This is a genomic window from Qaidamihabitans albus, from assembly GCF_016464705.1.
Lineage (GTDB): Bacteria > Actinomycetota > Actinomycetes > Mycobacteriales > Pseudonocardiaceae > Qaidamihabitans > Qaidamihabitans albus.
This window is the reverse complement of sequence record NZ_JAEHOB010000026.1, coordinates 1-15,342: the sequence shown is the minus strand read 5'-3', so window position 1 is coordinate 15,342 and position 15,342 is coordinate 1. Positions and strand designations below refer to the sequence as shown.

At 69.8% G+C, this 15,342-nt stretch carries 14 protein-coding genes and 1 pseudogene; 13 read left to right on the top strand and 2 right to left on the bottom strand.

All coding sequences use genetic code 11. The features are described 5' to 3' along the window. Positions 1–182: 182 nt before the first annotated feature. On the bottom strand, positions 183–1,124 hold the full coding sequence (locus tag JAP66_RS30060) for a LysR family transcriptional regulator (RefSeq protein WP_199435250.1): 942 nt from the start codon (positions 1,122–1,124) through the stop codon (positions 183–185). A gap of 122 nt (positions 1,125–1,246) precedes the next feature. Between JAP66_RS30060 and JAP66_RS30055 the strand changes: the two genes are divergently transcribed. From JAP66_RS30055 to JAP66_RS30000, 12 genes are all read left to right on the top strand, one after another. Next, entirely contained in the window at positions 1,247–2,974 is a 1,728-nt protein-coding gene (locus JAP66_RS30055) for an FAD-dependent monooxygenase (RefSeq protein ID WP_199435249.1), read from the top strand. A gap of 25 nt (positions 2,975–2,999) precedes the next feature. Further along, the gene (locus JAP66_RS30050; RefSeq protein WP_235999743.1) at positions 3,000–3,881 is read left to right on the top strand and encodes an alpha/beta fold hydrolase; all 882 of its coding nucleotides are present in this window, start codon (positions 3,000–3,002) and stop codon (positions 3,879–3,881) included. Then, positions 3,878–4,744 (top strand): amidohydrolase family protein, encoded by an 867-nt coding sequence (locus JAP66_RS30045; protein ID WP_199435248.1) that lies wholly within the window; start codon positions 3,878–3,880, stop codon positions 4,742–4,744. Before JAP66_RS30050 ends, JAP66_RS30045 begins: the two co-directional genes overlap by 4 nt. A 7-nt stretch (positions 4,745–4,751) precedes the next feature. Next, on the top strand, positions 4,752–5,912 hold the full coding sequence (locus tag JAP66_RS30040) for an iron-containing alcohol dehydrogenase (RefSeq protein WP_199435247.1): 1,161 nt from the start codon (positions 4,752–4,754) through the stop codon (positions 5,910–5,912). 16 nt (positions 5,913–5,928) lie between these two features. Then, positions 5,929–6,873 (top strand): 3-carboxyethylcatechol 2,3-dioxygenase, encoded by a 945-nt coding sequence (locus tag JAP66_RS30035; protein WP_199435246.1) that lies wholly within the window; start codon positions 5,929–5,931, stop codon positions 6,871–6,873. A gap of 174 nt (positions 6,874–7,047) precedes the next feature. Beyond that, a complete protein-coding gene (locus JAP66_RS30030; RefSeq protein ID WP_199435245.1) occupies positions 7,048–8,199 on the top strand; it encodes an ABC transporter substrate-binding protein in 1,152 nt (383 codons plus the stop codon). Positions 8,200–8,276: 77 nt separating this feature from the next. Then, on the top strand, positions 8,277–9,134 hold the full coding sequence (locus JAP66_RS30025; RefSeq protein WP_199435244.1) for a branched-chain amino acid ABC transporter permease: 858 nt from the start codon (positions 8,277–8,279) through the stop codon (positions 9,132–9,134). Then, positions 9,131–10,843 (top strand): branched-chain amino acid ABC transporter ATP-binding protein/permease, encoded by a 1,713-nt coding sequence (locus JAP66_RS30020; protein WP_199435243.1) that lies wholly within the window; start codon positions 9,131–9,133, stop codon positions 10,841–10,843. The genes JAP66_RS30025 and JAP66_RS30020 overlap by 4 nt, the downstream gene beginning before the upstream one ends. Next, on the top strand, positions 10,840–11,535 hold the full coding sequence (locus JAP66_RS30015; RefSeq protein WP_199435242.1) for an ABC transporter ATP-binding protein: 696 nt from the start codon (positions 10,840–10,842) through the stop codon (positions 11,533–11,535). The genes JAP66_RS30020 and JAP66_RS30015 overlap by 4 nt, the downstream gene beginning before the upstream one ends. A 14-nt stretch (positions 11,536–11,549) precedes the next feature. Next, positions 11,550–13,220 (top strand): AMP-binding protein, encoded by a 1,671-nt coding sequence (locus tag JAP66_RS30010; RefSeq protein ID WP_199435241.1) that lies wholly within the window; start codon positions 11,550–11,552, stop codon positions 13,218–13,220. Beyond that, positions 13,217–13,684, top strand: a complete 468-nt coding sequence (locus JAP66_RS30005; RefSeq protein ID WP_199435240.1) for a MaoC/PaaZ C-terminal domain-containing protein — start codon at positions 13,217–13,219, stop codon at positions 13,682–13,684. The genes JAP66_RS30010 and JAP66_RS30005 overlap by 4 nt, the downstream gene beginning before the upstream one ends. A 468-nt stretch (positions 13,685–14,152) precedes the next feature. Then, a complete protein-coding gene (locus JAP66_RS30000) occupies positions 14,153–14,593 on the top strand; it encodes a PaaI family thioesterase (RefSeq protein WP_199435239.1) in 441 nt (146 codons plus the stop codon). Between the two features lie 41 nt (positions 14,594–14,634). Here the strand turns inward: JAP66_RS30000 and JAP66_RS29995 are convergent. Continuing rightward, positions 14,635–14,778: pseudogene (locus JAP66_RS29995) on the bottom strand (IS256 family transposase); the annotation flags it as partial. A 31-nt stretch (positions 14,779–14,809) separates the two neighbouring features. Between JAP66_RS29995 and JAP66_RS33380 the strand changes: the two are divergent. Next, on the top strand, positions 14,810–15,342 hold a 533-nt coding region (locus tag JAP66_RS33380; RefSeq protein ID WP_443706220.1), incomplete at its 3' end, for a helix-turn-helix domain-containing protein.

Here is a 15,342-nt window from a genome sequence, read left to right as displayed (position 1 = left end):
GCTGTATCGAGGGTTCGACGCCAGGGTTGCCGGGCCGACCGTGATCTGGGGATCGACGCGATCGCCAGGTCCTTGACGGGCATGAGACAGGGCGCGCGATCGATGAAGGCGACTTCCTGACCATCCCCTGGAGACGGCGCGTGCTGTCGTGCGTGAGTTCCGGAGAAGGTGCTCTGTGTCCGTCAGCTCGTCGGCGTCCGCGGACCGAAGCGGTGGGTGGCGTGGTCCCGGATGGCTTGCGCCAGGCGGCGCTGCAGCGGGGTCGGCCGCTTCTCGCGCCGGGTGACCAGGTAGAGCTTGTCCCGGAGGTCGGCTCCTTCGATGACGACCTCGCGCAGGGTGCCGCTCTCGATTTCCTTCTCCGCCGACGCCCGCCAGAGCAATCCCAGGCCGAGGTCGGCCTCGACAGCCTGCTTGATGGTCTCCGCGTTGCCCATCTCGATCTCGACCCGGCGGCTCACCACGCCGATCGAGGCGAGAGCGTTGTCCTGTGCGCGCCGGATGGCCAGGCCCCCGGGAGGGCACACGAAGGGCATTCCGTTGAGCTCGTCCGGCCGGACCAGGTCGCCGACCAAGCCGCTCGTGGTCGAGGCGACGAGGCAGAAATCCGGCTCGGCGATCAGTTCGGCGTCGAAGGCGTTGCTGGACAGGACCGCGTCGGTAGCGATCACACACAGGTCGGCGCGTCCGGTGAGCGATGACTCGAGGGCCTGCTCCACCCCCGAGATCAGTAGCGTGATGTTTGCCTGGCCGTATCGGCGCCGGAACTCGATCAGTACCGGCGCGAGAACGTAGGTTCCTACCGACATGCTCGTCGCCGCGACCACCGCGCCGGATATCCCGCTCGAAAGGTTTTGCAGGCTCGACTGGAGTTCGAGGCGTCCCCGGAGTACGTCGCTGGCCCACAGGTGGACCTCCTGACCGGCCTCGGTCAGGGTGATGCCCCTGCCGTCGCGCTCGAAGAGCTGGGCACCGATCCGATCTTGCAGGGAGCGCAGGTGTGCGCTCACCACCGGTTGGGAGATGTAGAGCTCCTCGGCCGCGCGGCGCACGCCACCGAGATCCACGACCTTGCAGAACACCTCGAGTTTCTGCAGCGAGAGGCGGTTGTCCGGCGCGTTCATCTCGCTCTCCTTAGCCAAATATCTATGTCAACGTTGGAAAGTTTGTCATAGTGCTATCGACTTCCGCTGACTAGCGTCCCACTCGCAGCGACCAACGGCACACGAGCGAGGAAGAGTCAGCAGTGGCAAACAAGCAAGCCCCGCAGGGGCCGGGCCCTGGCGACCTTCGTCGGGACGGCGACGACTGGCCGGTCGTGATCGCAGGCGCCGGACCGGTCGGCACCTGCCTCGCACTGGAGCTGGGCCGGCGCGGCGTGCCCACCTTCGTGCTCGAGACCGAGCTCGAGACCACGACAAACCCCCGATGCAACACCACCAACGCCCGCTCCATGGAGTACTTCCGGCGCATGGGCATCGCCGACCGGGTTCGCCGGGCCGGCCTCCCGCTCGACCACGTCACCGACGTCGTCTACAGCACCGCGATCCTGGGCGACGAGCTGACCAGATTCGAGTTCTCGGCCTCGGGGCAGGTCCTGAGCGGCGAGGCGCACGAGTTCGCCGACTGGCCCACCCCCGAACCCCAGCACCGCATCTCGCAGATCTACCTCGAGCCGATCCTGCACGAGGAGCTCGCTCGGCTGGCGTCGGTGCAGCTACGCCGCGGCGCCCACGTGGTGGGCGCGACCCAGCACGGCGACCGCGTGGTGGTCCGGTTCCGTGACACCGCGACCGGCGAGGAGAGCGAGGTGCATGCGCGGTACCTCGTCGGCTGCGACGGGGGCACGAGCGTCGTGCGGCGCTCGATCGGCGCCGTGCTGGAGGGCGACGGCAAGGCCGCGGAGGAGCGACTGTCGGTCTACTTCCGCTCCTCCGAGCTCGGACGGGAGCTGGCTCAGGGTCGCCCCGGCTGGATGTACTGGTGGTACGGCGAGAAGCTCCGGGGTTCATTTGTCCAGCTGAACGGCACCGACCTGTTCCTCTGCCACGCGCGGGTGCCGGAGCACATGACCCCTGACCAGCTCGACGAAGACGAGGTGCTGGTCACCGCGATCGGACGGCCGGTCGAGCACGAGAAGATCCAGGTGATCCGCTGGACGCCTCGCCGGCTGGTCGCCGACCGGTTTCGCTCGGACGCGATCCTGCTCGCCGGCGACGCCGCGCACCTCTGGCTTCCGCTGGGCGGCTTCGGCATGAACACCGGGATCGGCGACGCGGTCGGCCTCGCGTGGCGGCTCTGCGCCGTCCTGGACGGCTGGGCGGGCGAGCGGGTTCTCGATGACTACGAGGTCGAGCGGCGGTCCGTTGGGGAGGCGACCTCGCAGGCCGCGCTGAAGATCGACCGCGACATGAAGCAGATCGGCCGGGACCCCGAGTTCCACGCCGACTCCGAGCGTGGCCGGGCACTGCGGGAGGAGGCCGCGCGGCTGATCGAGCAGAGGGATCGCCAGCAGTGGTACAGCCAGGGGGTGCAGTTCGGCTCCCGCTACGTCGGATCGCTGGGCATCGTCGCGCCGCCGGGCAGCGGCAACGACACGGCCATCGAGGACATCGGCACCTACGTACCCAGCGCCGACTCCGGGGCTCGCTTCCCCCACGTCTGGCTGGCCGACGGCACCTCGGTCTTCGATCGGCTCGGGCCGGAGTTCACGCTGGTGGTCGTCGACACCCCTGAGCTCGTGGCCCGGGTCACACCGCTGCTCGACCTCGCCCAGGGACTCGGCGTGCCGATGACATTGCTGGAGCTCACCGGGCCCGACATCCTCGACGTCTACCGGCACCGGCTGGTCCTGGTCCGGCCGGACCTCTTCGTGGCGTGGAGTGGTGACGAGCCGCCGGGCGATCCCGGTGAGCTGCTTGCCGCGCTGCTCGGTCGCGAGGAGACCGCCCACCAGACCAGTCCGCAGTCCTGACGCAGACACACCAGACGGAGGAAGCATGACGCTCACCCACAGCATCACCGGCAACCCGTCGATCTGGGTCGCCCTGATGGGGCAGCCGTTCACCGTCCACGAGGTCGACGCCGGCAAATGGCGCACGCGGGTACTCGAGGCCGGGACCGGTCCCGAGACGCTGATCCTCATGCACGGCATCGGGGGTCACCTCGAGGCCTACGCCCGCAACATCCCCGCCTTCGCCGAGCGCTACCGGGTCATCGCCTACGACTTTCCGGGCCATGGGTTCACCACTCACGCCACGGCCAACCTGGAGCTCGACGACTACGTCGCCCACCTCGCCGCCCTGCTGGACACCCTCGGCGTGCGGCGGGCGCATCTGAACGGCGAGTCGCTGGGTGGCTGGGTGGCGATGAAGTTCGCGGTGGCGCACCCCGGTCGAGTCGAGAAGCTGGTGCTCAACACCCCGGGCGGCAACCTGTCGGTGCCGGAGGTACGCGAGCGGATCCAGACCCTCTCCCAGGGCGCTGCCGACGACCCCAGCGACGAGCGGATCCGGGCGCGCCTGGAGTGGCTGATGGCCGACAACGCGACCGTCACGCAGGAACTCGTCGACACCCGCCGCACCATCTACTCCCGCCCTGGGTTCAGCGACTCGATGCGGTTCATCATGTGCCTGCAGGACGAACAGATCCGGGCTCGCAACATGGTCACCGACGCCGACCTCGACGCGATCGACGTATCCACGATGGTGGTGTGGACCAGTGACGACCCCTCCGGTCCGGCCGCGACAGGGCTGAGGATCGCCGAGCGACTCGTGAGCGGCCGGTTCGAGTTGGTGAAGGACGCGGGCCACTGGCCGCAGTGGGAACAGCACAGCACGTTCAACCGGCTGGTCCTCGACTTCCTCGCGGAGCAGCCATGAGCATCGACGCGTTGCGACCGCTGCCGGCCCGGGTCCTCGACGTGCACCATCACGTCGGCTCACTCAACGTAGGCCTCGCCGGCGAGTCGGAAGGCAGCGAGCAGGACGGTGTGCCGCACCGCCACGTCGAGATGCTCGACCGGTTCGGCTACACCGCGGCCGCGGTGATGCCCGGGCTCCAGTACGAGCGACCGAGGGGCATCGTCGACACGCGAGCCGTCAACGACGCCATCGCCGCGTACCGCGACGCGAATCCTCGACGGTTTCCCCTGGCCATGGGCACCGCCGAGCCGCTGCACGGCACCGCGATCGCCGTCGAAGAGGTGACCAGGGCCGCCGTGGATCTGCGGCTGGACGGGCTGGTGTGGCACACCCGCTACCAGGGCGTCGCCATCTCGGACCACCGCATGCACGAGCTCGTGGATGCCGCCACCGCGCACGGCCTGCCCTGCCTCGTGCACATGTTCTGCGAGTCGCTCCTCGAGGCGCCGTGGATGATGGCCGATCTGGCGAAAGCCCACCCCGACGCGACCATCGTCGTGCTGGACGGCTTCTCCAGCGCGACCCAGGCCCAGTACGTGTACGACCTGGCCGACCGCTTCCCCGCGCTGCTCTTCGACACCGCGATCTGCTTCCCGCTGCTGCGGCTGCTGGATCGATTCGTGGAGCGGTTCGGTGCTGGCCGGCTCCTGTTCGGCACCGACTCCTACGCCGATCCGGTCAGCTACAACCACCCGGCCGTCCGCGACGAGCTGCGGGCCTCCTCCCTCACAGACGACCAGCTGCAGCAGGTCTTCTGGGGCAACGCGGCGCGGGTCTTTCCCGCGCTGGCGAGCCGGGTCGGCCCGACAGGACAGCGGTGAGCACGTCGTGAACGGGACGAGCCTCATCCAGTACCTCAACCGGGTCTGGTTCGGCGACGGCGCTCGCGCGCGCATCGCGACCGAGCTCGCGCAGGGGCCGGTACGCCGACCACTGCTGCTCAGCGACCGGGGGCTCGAGGAGAGCGGCCTGCTCGCCCTGGTCCGCCCCCACGTGCCCGGCGTCGTCGCCGAGTATCTCGACATACCGGCGAACCCCACCGAGAAGGCCGTGCGCGCGGCCGCCGAACAGTACCGGCAGCGCGACTGCGATGGCATCGTGGCGGTCGGCGGCGGGTCGGTTCTCGACTGTGCCAAGGCGGTGGCGGTCGCGGTGAGTCACCCCGGGCCTCTTGAGGTCTACAGCGTCGAGACCCCGGACGCCCGCCCGATCACGACGGCCATTGCGCCCGTAGTGGCTGTCCCGACGACGGCCGGGACGGGCAGCGAGGTGGGCAGGGGCGCGGCGATCACGCTGGACTCCGGGCGCAAGGCGGTGTTCCTGAGCTCGTGCCTCGTGCCTCGTGCCGCGGTCTGCGACCCCGAGCTGACCCACAGCCTGCCACCCGGACTCACCGCCGGGACTGGCATCGACGCCTTCTCGCACGCCCTCGAGGCCTACACCTCGCCCGCGGTCAATCCGCCTGCCGACGCCATCGCGCTCGACGCCATGGAGCGGCTGCGCATCCACCTGCCGCGGGCCGTGGCCAACGGCTCGGACGCCCAGGCACGGTGGCAGGTGATGATGGGCGCCCTCGAGGCCGCGATGACGACCTGGAAGGGGCTGGGCACCGCCCACGCGCTGTCCATGCCGCTCGACCGGTTCGACGTCCACCACGGCACCGCGATCGGCCTGCTCCTGCCGCACACGATCGGCCTCGCCCTGACCGCGCTGGGCAAGGACCGCAGGGACCGGCTGGCGAGGGCGCTGGGTTGCGAGCCTGCGCAGGACGCGCTCGTCCGCGTCGTCTCCGACCTGGTCGAGCCGCTCGGCCTGCCGCGGTCATTGTCCGACTTCGGCGTCACCGCGGACGATTTCGGCGCGATCGCGGACGAAGCGGCTGGGACGACGTTTCACCGCTCCGCGCCCGTGTCTCTCGGCCGTGCCGACTACATCCACATCCTCCAGCGTGCGGCTCCCGGGCTCGGGCAGGCCGGCGCGCGAGACTGAATGACGGAGGCAGCCCATGCCCGTGGCCCTCGTGACCGCGTCCCACTCGCCGCTGATGGGCATCAACCAGCCCGCCCCGGAGGTGGTGGCGGCGGTCGATGCCGAGTTCGCGCGTGCGCGCGCGTTCATCGAACGGTTCGCCCCCGAGGTGGCGGTCTGCTTCGCGCCCGACCACTACAACGGCGTGTTCTACGAGCTGATGCCCCCCTTCGCCATCGGGCGGCAGGCCCGCTCGGTGGGCGACTGGGGCACCCAGGCCGGCGAGGTCCTGGTCCACCGGCCACTCGCCGACGCGCTCGCGGCCCACGTGCTCGAGTCGGATGTCGACATTGCCGTCTCCGAGCGGTTGCACGTCGACCACGGGTTCGCGCAGCCGCTCCAGCTGCTCGTCGGGGGCATCACGGAGATGCCGGTCGTTCCGGTCTTCGTGAACTCCGTGGCGGTCCCGCTCGCCCCGATGCGGCGCGTTCGCCGCCTCGGCGCGACGATCGGCGATCTGCTCGCCGGACGGCCCGAACGCATCCTGTTGATCGGCTCTGGCGGGCTCTCGCACGATCCTCCGGTGCCACAGCTGGCCGGTGCCGCACCCGAGGTGGCCGAGACCCTGATCGCGGGTCGCAACCCGCCCCCGGAACGGCGGGCCGCGCGCGAGCATCGGGTGAAGGAGGCCGGAGTGGCCCTGGCCGCGGGAGCCTCCACGTGCCGCGACCTCAATCCTGTCTGGGATCGGGAGTTCCTGTCGCTACTGGCCGAAGACCGGCTGCCCGATGTCGACGCCTGGTCGACCGAGGAGGTGGCCAGGGTCGCCGGAAACTCGGCGCACGAGGTGCGCACCTGGGTGGCGGCGTACGCGGCGCTCCGGGCCGCCGGGCAATACCACGTGGAAAGCACCTTCTACAAGCCAATTCCCGAGTGGATCGCGGGCTTCGGTATCACGACTGCCCGGCCGATCGATTCCTGAATAGCTATGTGAAGAGTCGAGAGTTCGTCATAGACCTCACGTTCATGCCCTCGTAAGGTCCACTGCAATGGCTCGGTGACGACGGTCACGGTGGACACGCCGCAGCCGGATCGGCACGACCCGGCGCCACAACGAAGTGACGCTCCGCAGGTGCGTCGATGAAGGGAATGCGAAATGAAGCTCAAGGCATGCGGCGCGGCCGCCTTCGCCGCGGCGCTCACGCTGAGCGGCTGCGCAGCCAGCGGCTCCAGCGGTGACGGCAACGAGCCCTACAAGCTCGGAGCGATGATCCCTCTCACCGGTCCGATCGCCTCGGTGACGCAGACCTACCGGGACGGCATCCAGCTCGCCGTGGACCAAATCAACAAGGCGGGTGGCATCGACGGGGTCAAGCTCGCGGTCTCCTTCGAGGACACGAAGGGCACGGCCGAGGGCGGGGTGCAGGCCATGAACAAGCTGATCAACCTGGAGCAGACGCCGATGGTGATCAGCGCGGCATCCGCGCCGACGCTGTCGGCGCAGCCCATCGCGCGCCAGACGGACAACCTCCTGGTCACGGTCGGCTCGGTCAGCCCTGGCCTGTTGAACCTCGACAACCTCTACGTCAACGCTGTGAACCTGACCCGGCTCGGTCCGCTGCTCGCCGAGGAGCTCTACGACCAGGGACACCGCGAGGTGGCCTTCCTCAGCCAGGCCGACCCCTTCGGTGAGGGGTCGCGGGACGCGTTCACACCCGCGTGGGAAAAGCTCGGCGGCACGGTGGTCGAGGACCAGACCTTCCCGCCAAGCGGAGGTGACGTCAGCGGGCAGCTACTCAAGATCCGTGAGGCGGGCCCCGACGTCATCGTCGTCACCGCGATCGGCGAGGTGCTCGGCCAGGTCGTCAAGCAGGCCCGCGCTGCCGGCCTCGACGCCCCACTCGCCGGGCCGCTCGCGACGGGCGGACTCATCACCGCAGCAGGCAAGGCGGCCGAGGGTTACCAGGACGTCGCGCTGGTCCTGGACGAGCAGGCCGACAGCGAGAGCGCGGTTCAGTTTCGCGAGGGTTTCACGGCACTGGAGAAGGGCCGGCCGAGCTGGGACAACGGCACGGCCTACGAGGCGGTCCACCTCTACAAGCAGCTGATCGAGACCGCGATCGAGCAGGGCAAGGACCCGCGCGACGGCTCGGTCCTGAACGACCTCATCGCGAACGCTCGCTTCGACGACGTCCTCCAGGGCAGGAAGGTCACCTTCCTCCCCGACCACTCGGTCAGCCGGGCGGTCGGCCTCCGGACGGTCGAGAACGGTGCCTTCGTCGTCAACAGGACGGTCGTCGCCGAGTAGGCAGGGCGGTCCGGGTCCCACGGGCGTCCCGGACCGCTCATCCGTTGTACGACTGACCAGGAGAGCAGGGAGAGACAGTGCTCAATGCCCTCATCCTCGGGTGCGCGGTCGGCAGCCTCTACGCGCTGCTGGGTGTCAGCCTGCAGGTGATCTACACGCCCACGCGGATCTTTCACCTCGCGCATGGCGCGGTGTTCGCCGTCGCGGGGTACGCCGTGCACGAGACCGTGGTCCGGCACGGGGCGCCGATCCTCGTTGGCGTCGTGGCGGCGATCGTGGTCGCGGTGGCCGTCGGTGTGGTGGTCGAGCTCGCGATCTATCGCCCGCTGCGCCGGCGCGGCGCCTCCCACCTGATCACCTTCATCGCCTCGGCCAGCGTCCTGGGCCTTGTGCAGGCCCTCCTCGCCGTACGCTACGGGCCTGCCCAGGTGGGGGTCGGACTCGACGTCCGCAATCTGAGCGAAAAGCTGTCCCTCTCGACCGCGCAGGTGGCCACGATGGTCGTCGCCGCCGCGGTCGTGGTGCCGACGACCGTCTGGTTCGCCCGGTCCGGGCTCGGCCGGTCGCTGCGCGCGGTCGGCGACTCTCCCGAGGCCGCCGAGCGACGGGGGCTGCCGGTCGGCCGACTCTATCTGGCGGCGTTCGCAGTCGGGTCGGCGCTCGTGGCCCCTGCCGCGGTCCTCCAGGGCTGGGCCATCGGACTCCGCCCCGACATGGGCTTCGAGGCGGCGCTCTTCGCCACGGCCACGGTCCTCGTCGCCGGCTCACGGGGGATCCTGGCGACCGCCGCCGTCGGGCTCGGGCTCGGCGTCGTCCAGGGGATGTCCCTGCTCGTCCTGTCGTCCGGCTGGCAGGAGGGTGTCACGTTCCTCGTGCTCTTCCTGGTGGTCGTCACGCCGTACCTGGTCCGGCGCAAGGAGGCTGTGCCCCGATGATCGATTACGTCGCACAGGTCGCCGTCTTCGTCGCGCTCTTCGCGATCCTGGCGTCGAGTTACAGCATCCTGCTCGGTACGGCGGGCACGTTCTCCGCGGCGCACGCGGCCTTCTTCGGGACCGGTGCCTACACCTCGGCGCTGCTGGTCACCCGCACCGGCATGGCCTTCCCGCTGGACATGCTGCTGGCCGGAGCAGCGGCGTTCCTGCTCGGCCTGCTGGTCTCGGTGCCGCTCTCGCGACTGCCGGGTGAGGCGGTGCTGGTCGCCAGCCTCGCGCTTCAGCTGGTGTTCCTGAGCGTGCTCGACAACGCGGTGGGGATCACCGGCGGAACGGCAGGCCTGTACGCCATCACGCGTCCCGAGCTGTTCGGCCAGCTCGTGGTCCGGCCCGTGCCTTTCGCCGCGCTGGCAGTCGTGGTCGCCGTCGTCCTCATCGCAGCGCTGCGCTGGGTCGAGAGCCGCCGCGCTAACCTGGCGATGCGATCCGCGCGCGATGACCTGTCGCTGGCGCTGGCCTTCGGGGTCCGTCCCGAGGCGGGCCGCTTCCTCGCCTGGTCGGCGAGTAGCTTCGCCGCCGGCTGCGCCGGAGCCGTGTTCGCCCGCTTCGTCGGGTACATCTCGCCGGTCACGTTCGGGCTGGACCAGACCCTGGTCATCCTGACCATGCTGATCGTCGGCGGTCTCGGCAACGTCTGGGGCGCGGCCATCGGGGCCGCGATCCTGGTCGCGGTGCCCGAGATGCTGAGCTATCTACCATCCGTCTCGAGTGCCACCGACCAGATCCAACTGATCATCTACAGCGTTGTGCTGCTGGCCGTCGTCATGCTCCGTCCTCAGGGCCTGTGGCCGGAACGCAACCTGACCGCCCGGCGCACGGCCGCGGCGACGACGGCGACGGAGACGGAGACGGTGGAGACGGCGGCGGAGCCGAGCGGGACCGGCACCGCGATGCCCCCGGTCTCCGAGGTGACGGTGTCCGGCGTGCACAAGCAATTCGGCGGAGTCCGGGTCCTGCAGGGTGTCGACCTGACCCTGTGCGACGACGAGGTGACCGCCATCCTCGGACCCAACGGTGCCGGGAAGACCACGCTGTTCAACATCATCGCCGGACAGCTGCGTGCCGACGAGGGGCGGGTCCTCGTCGACGGCCAGGAAGCCACGTCGATGCGCGCGCCCGAGCGCGCCGCCCGGGGAATCGCCCGGTCCTTTCAGGACGCCCGGCTGTTCGCGTCGTTCACGGTCTACGAGTACCTCGCGATGGCGGCTCATGCCCGCGCCGGCGGCATCAACCGGCTCCTGAACCGCGCCCGCCCCGCCGTGGACGAGACACGAATGCGGGCCGCGCTCCAGCGGCTCCGCCTCGACGTAGCGCTCGACGACCGGCTCACCGAGCTGTCGTACGGTCAGCAGAAACTGCTGATCCTGGCGGCGATGGCGCTCTGGGATGCGCCGGTGCTCCTGCTCGACGAGATCGCGGCCGGTCTCGACGCGCGCAGCACACGCGAGGTCGCCGAGCTGGTGCGCTCGCTGCGCAAGCCCGGCCGGGTGATCTGCCTGGTCGAGCACAACCTCGAGTTCGTGTGGGCCGCGGCCGATCGGATCGTGTTGCTCGGCGAGGGCCGGATCATCGCCGACGGGACACCGGGAGAGATCCGGCAGGACCCGCAGGCCTTCGCCACCTACTTCGGAAAGGCGCAGTGGGCATGACACTCTCCGCACATCACGTCTCGGCGTCGTACCGGCCGGGGCAGATGGTGGTCGACCAGATCGACCTCGAGGTCGCGCCCGGCGGCTTCACTCTCGTTCTCGGCCACAACGGGGCCGGGAAGACCACGTTCATGAACGCCGTCTTCGGAATCCACCGCCTCGACGGCGGGGAGGTGCGCGTGGAGGACCGGACGCTGTCGCCCGGCTCCGCGGCGCGGCTCGACGAAGGGGTGAGCTTCGTGCCGTCGGAACACGCGGTGTTCCCGGGACTGACCGTCGAGGAGAACCTGGAGGTCTCGAGGGGCGCCGTAAGGTCTCAGGCCCGGCGCCGGGACGCCGTCGACGTGCGCGCCTGGTTCCCGGTGCTGGAGGAGAAGTGGCGCGCTCGCGCCGGTTCGCTGAGCGGGGGGCAACGGCGGATGCTGGCAGTGGCGATGGCCCTGGTCCAGAGCCCGCGCTATCTGCTCATGGACGAGCCGTCGCTGGGACTGGCGCCCACGATCGTCGACGAGCTCTTCGACGCGCTCGCCCGGCTGCGGCGCGACCTGGGCCTGGGAATGATCGTGGTCGAACAGACAGTGCGATCGACGTTGCTCACCGCCGAGCGGATTTCAGTCATCCGTGGGGGCCGGGTCGCCTTCGCAGGCAACGCCGAGGAGCTGGCCCGGCAGGACCTGTGGGACCTCCTATGAGGGAGCCGCTGTCCATGGCGACCCCGCGGGTCGAGATCGTGGACCTGGATGACGGAGCCCGGGTGATGCGTTCGCGCATCCCGCTCGGCGGGGTCCCCGACACCATCTTCAGCTGGCTCGACCGCTGGGCAGCCGAACGTCCTGACGCCGCGTTCGTCACCGAGCCTGTCCCGAAGGCGCAGCGCCGCGTACTGACCTATGCCGCGGCGCGGGCCGAGGTCGAGAGGCTGGCGTCGGACCTCGCCCTGCGAGGCGTCGCGCCGGGTGACCGGGTCGTCCTGGCCGTGCCGAACTCGATCCGGCACCTCCTCTGGGGTCTGGCTGTGATGCGCCGCGGAGCCGTCTACGTGCCGATGGCGCCCCAGTACATCGGGCCCGGGCACGACCAGGACAAGCTTCTGGGGCTGCTCGACATGCTCGACCCGGCCTTGGTGGTCTGCCCGCCCGGTCGGTGCCCAGCCGTCCCCGCCCGCTGGGCGTCGGCGGACCTTGCCTCGTTGGATGCCTCGGCGGGGGCAGCCTCGTCGGTAGCGGTGCCGCCTGTGCCCGGTCCGGACGCGATCGCGAAAATCCTGCTCACCTCCGGGTCGACGGGGCTGCCCAAACCGGTGCCGTATCCGCACCGGCTGATGACGGCGGCGATGGTGATGACCCTCCAGGTCTGGACCTTCGTTCATGACGAACCGCCAGTGCTGCTGGACTGGCTGCCCTGGAACCACGCATTTGGCGGGACGGCCAACCTGCACCTGGTGCTCGCCAGCGGCGGCACCCTGCACATTGACGCGGGCGGGCCCAGCCCGTCCGGGGTGGAGGCGACCTTGGCCGACGTCGCCGTGCTGAGACCGAACCTGTTCTTCGCTGTACCGGCCACCCTCGACCTCGTGCGGCAACGCCTCGAGGACGACGAGCGCTCCCGTACGTTCTTCTCCTCAGTGCGGATGATCTTCTCCGCCGGCGCCGCACTGAGCGCCGACACCTATGACGCATTGAAGCGGCTCGCCGACCGGTGTGGGTACCCGGTCGTCATCACCTCCGGATGGGGCGGCACCGAGACCGGGCCCGGGGCGACCCTGCTGCAGGTGACCGACGGTGGTCCGGGCTGGATCGGCACCCCACTGCCCGGGGTGGAGGTCAAGCTCTCGCCGGAAGCCGGCAAATTCCACTCGCTGGTCCGCGGACCGAACGTCTTTTCCGGCTACTGGGGTCCGGCGAGCAGGCCGGACGCCTTCGATACGGAGGGCTTCTACCGCACCGGCGACGCCGTGTGCCTGGTGGACCCGGCCCGCCCCGAGCTCGGGCTCCGGTTCGACGGCCGGCTGGCCGACGACTTCAAGCTGGCCAACGGCACGTGGGTGGACTACGCGCGAGTCCGCACCGGGTTTCTCGAGGCTCTCGAAGGTCGGGTGGTCGACCTCGTCGTCGGGCTGCCCGACGGGCCCGCGTTGGCGGCCCTGGCCTGGACGGCAGACGGAGAGCCGCTGCCGACGTCGTCCGTGGACGAGGCGCTCGCCAGGTACAACGCGGCCGCGCCGCGCCCCAGCGAGCGGATCGTCGCGCTCGGCACGTTGCGGACGCCTCCCACGGCCGAGGAGGTCGGTTCCAAGGGCCAGCTGCGCCCGACGGAGGTACGGCGGGCGCGGCGGGGGGAGTTCGACGCCCTCCTGGGCTCGAGGACTCCAGCATGAGGCGGTTCGGGTCCACACGCGACCTCGAGGCGGCCCGTGGTGAGCTGCTCGGCGTCAGCGACTGGGCTGAGCTGGGCGAGCGGGACCTGCAGGAGTTCGGTCGCCTGACCCGCGACGAACATTGGATTCACGTCGACCCGGACCGGGCGGCCGCCGAGGGACCGTTCGGGTCCGTGATCGCGCACGGCTTTTTCACCCTGTCGCTGGTCACCGGTCTCGGGAACGAATGCTACGCCATCGACGCTGCCCAGCGCTGGGTCAACTACGGCTTGGACCGCGTGCGGTTCCTGCGACCGCTCACGCCTGGGATGCCGTTTCGCCTGGAGCTCACCCTCGAAGACGTTGAGATCACGCCGAGCGGGGGCAGACTCCGCCTGGGTTGCTCACTGGTGACCCGCACGGGCGACCCGGTCCTGGCCGCCACCTGGCTGGTGCTGGTCATCGAGACCGAGGAGTTTCCATGATCTTGTCATGCCGCTCGGGCTTTGCTCGGTGGTGAGTCGGACTTGCGCCCACCGCCCGTACCACCTCGGTGGACCGCTCCCCATCGCGAGCGATCAAGCCCTCGATCACCTCGTGCCCTTCACGACTTTCCGGGCGCACACTGCCTTTCCGGGCGCACACTGCCTTTCCGGACGGATCGACTGCACACGCGTGGTGGCTCGCCTTGCCGACATGGATCCTGACCCGGAGCTTCCTCCGCACCGCCCCGCGGCCCGTCCTCTCATGCTCCGCAGCTCAACCCGGCGGACGACCCGCCGGCAGCTCCATAAGCAGCGGCCGTGCGCGAATGTCGATCAGCAGGAAGGGCATCCAGAACGGCAGGGCTGGCCACTCCCAGAAACCACCCGACGGCAAGGCATCCGCCACACCCCGCCGCCATGGGCATGCAGAACCTCCCGTCCCGAACATCAACAACTTGTGGAGGAAACATGACCGCGCCCACCGTTCCGGCCGGCTTCGCGCCGCTCCAGCAGACGGGCTTCCTGGGGCATCTCGACGGCATCTGGACCCGGCGACAAGACGCAGGGCTCGACACCTGCCTCATTGTCGCGCCGACCCATCTCAATCCGAACGGCACCGTGCATGGCGGCGTGCTGCTCGCGCTGCTGGACTTCACGCTTGGCGGCACGGTCGAGGAAGTCCTCGCCGTCGACAAAGGCACGCGGATCGGGCAGGGTGACCGGCACCCGGCGACGATCACGCTGACCACGCAGTTCACCGCGGCCGCCGGTTCTGATGACCTGCTGCTCGGTCGGGCGTGGGTCCAGCGGCGGACTCGCGCGATCACGTTCGTGGCCGGCGAGCTCACCAGCGCGGACAAAGTCGTCGCGACCGCGTCGGCCGTCTTCAAGCATCCACCGTCGGCCTGACCGGGTGTGTCTGATAAACGGTGGATCTGGCTTGGCATCGGTTAGTTCCCACTCGGGGTGATGCGGCCTTCGAAGGTGATCGCGAAGGCGTTGAGCGCGGGTTTCCACCTCATGGCCCATCGTGCCTTGCCGTGTCCGGTCGGGTCCAGCGACCGGGTGGTCAGGTAGAGGCACTTCAACGCGGCTTAGGTTCAGGGGGTCAGTGCAACACCCGTCATGACGAGGGGTTTTGTGTTGGGGCGTCCCGCGATATCGGTCGAGGTTCAGCGCTCGTTCTGGGCAGCCATCCGCAAAGGCGAGATCATCGACACCGCTGCCGCGGCGGTTGGCGTGTCGAAGACCGTCGGCTGGCGGTGGTTCCGCGAGGCTGGCNTTGTGTTGGGGCGTCCCGCGATATCGGTCGAGGTTCAGCGCTCGTTCTGGGCAGCCATCCGCAAAGGCGAGATCATCGACACCGCTGCCGCGGCGGTTGGCGTGTCGAAGACCGTCGGCTGGCGGTGGTTCCGCGAGGCTGGCGGGGTGATGCCACCACAGCGGCGTGAACCTGTGGATCGCCCGGCTCGCCTGTCGTACGCCGACCGGGAGGAGATCGCCTGTCGCCGAGCGGCCGGCGAGGGCGTTCGCGCCATCGCGAGGGCAATCGGCAGGTCGCCCTCGACCATCAGCCGCGAGCTCACCCGCGGTACTCGTCGGCCGAAGACCGGTTACCGGGCGACCGTCGCGCAGGCCCTTGCCGGGCAGCGAGCCCG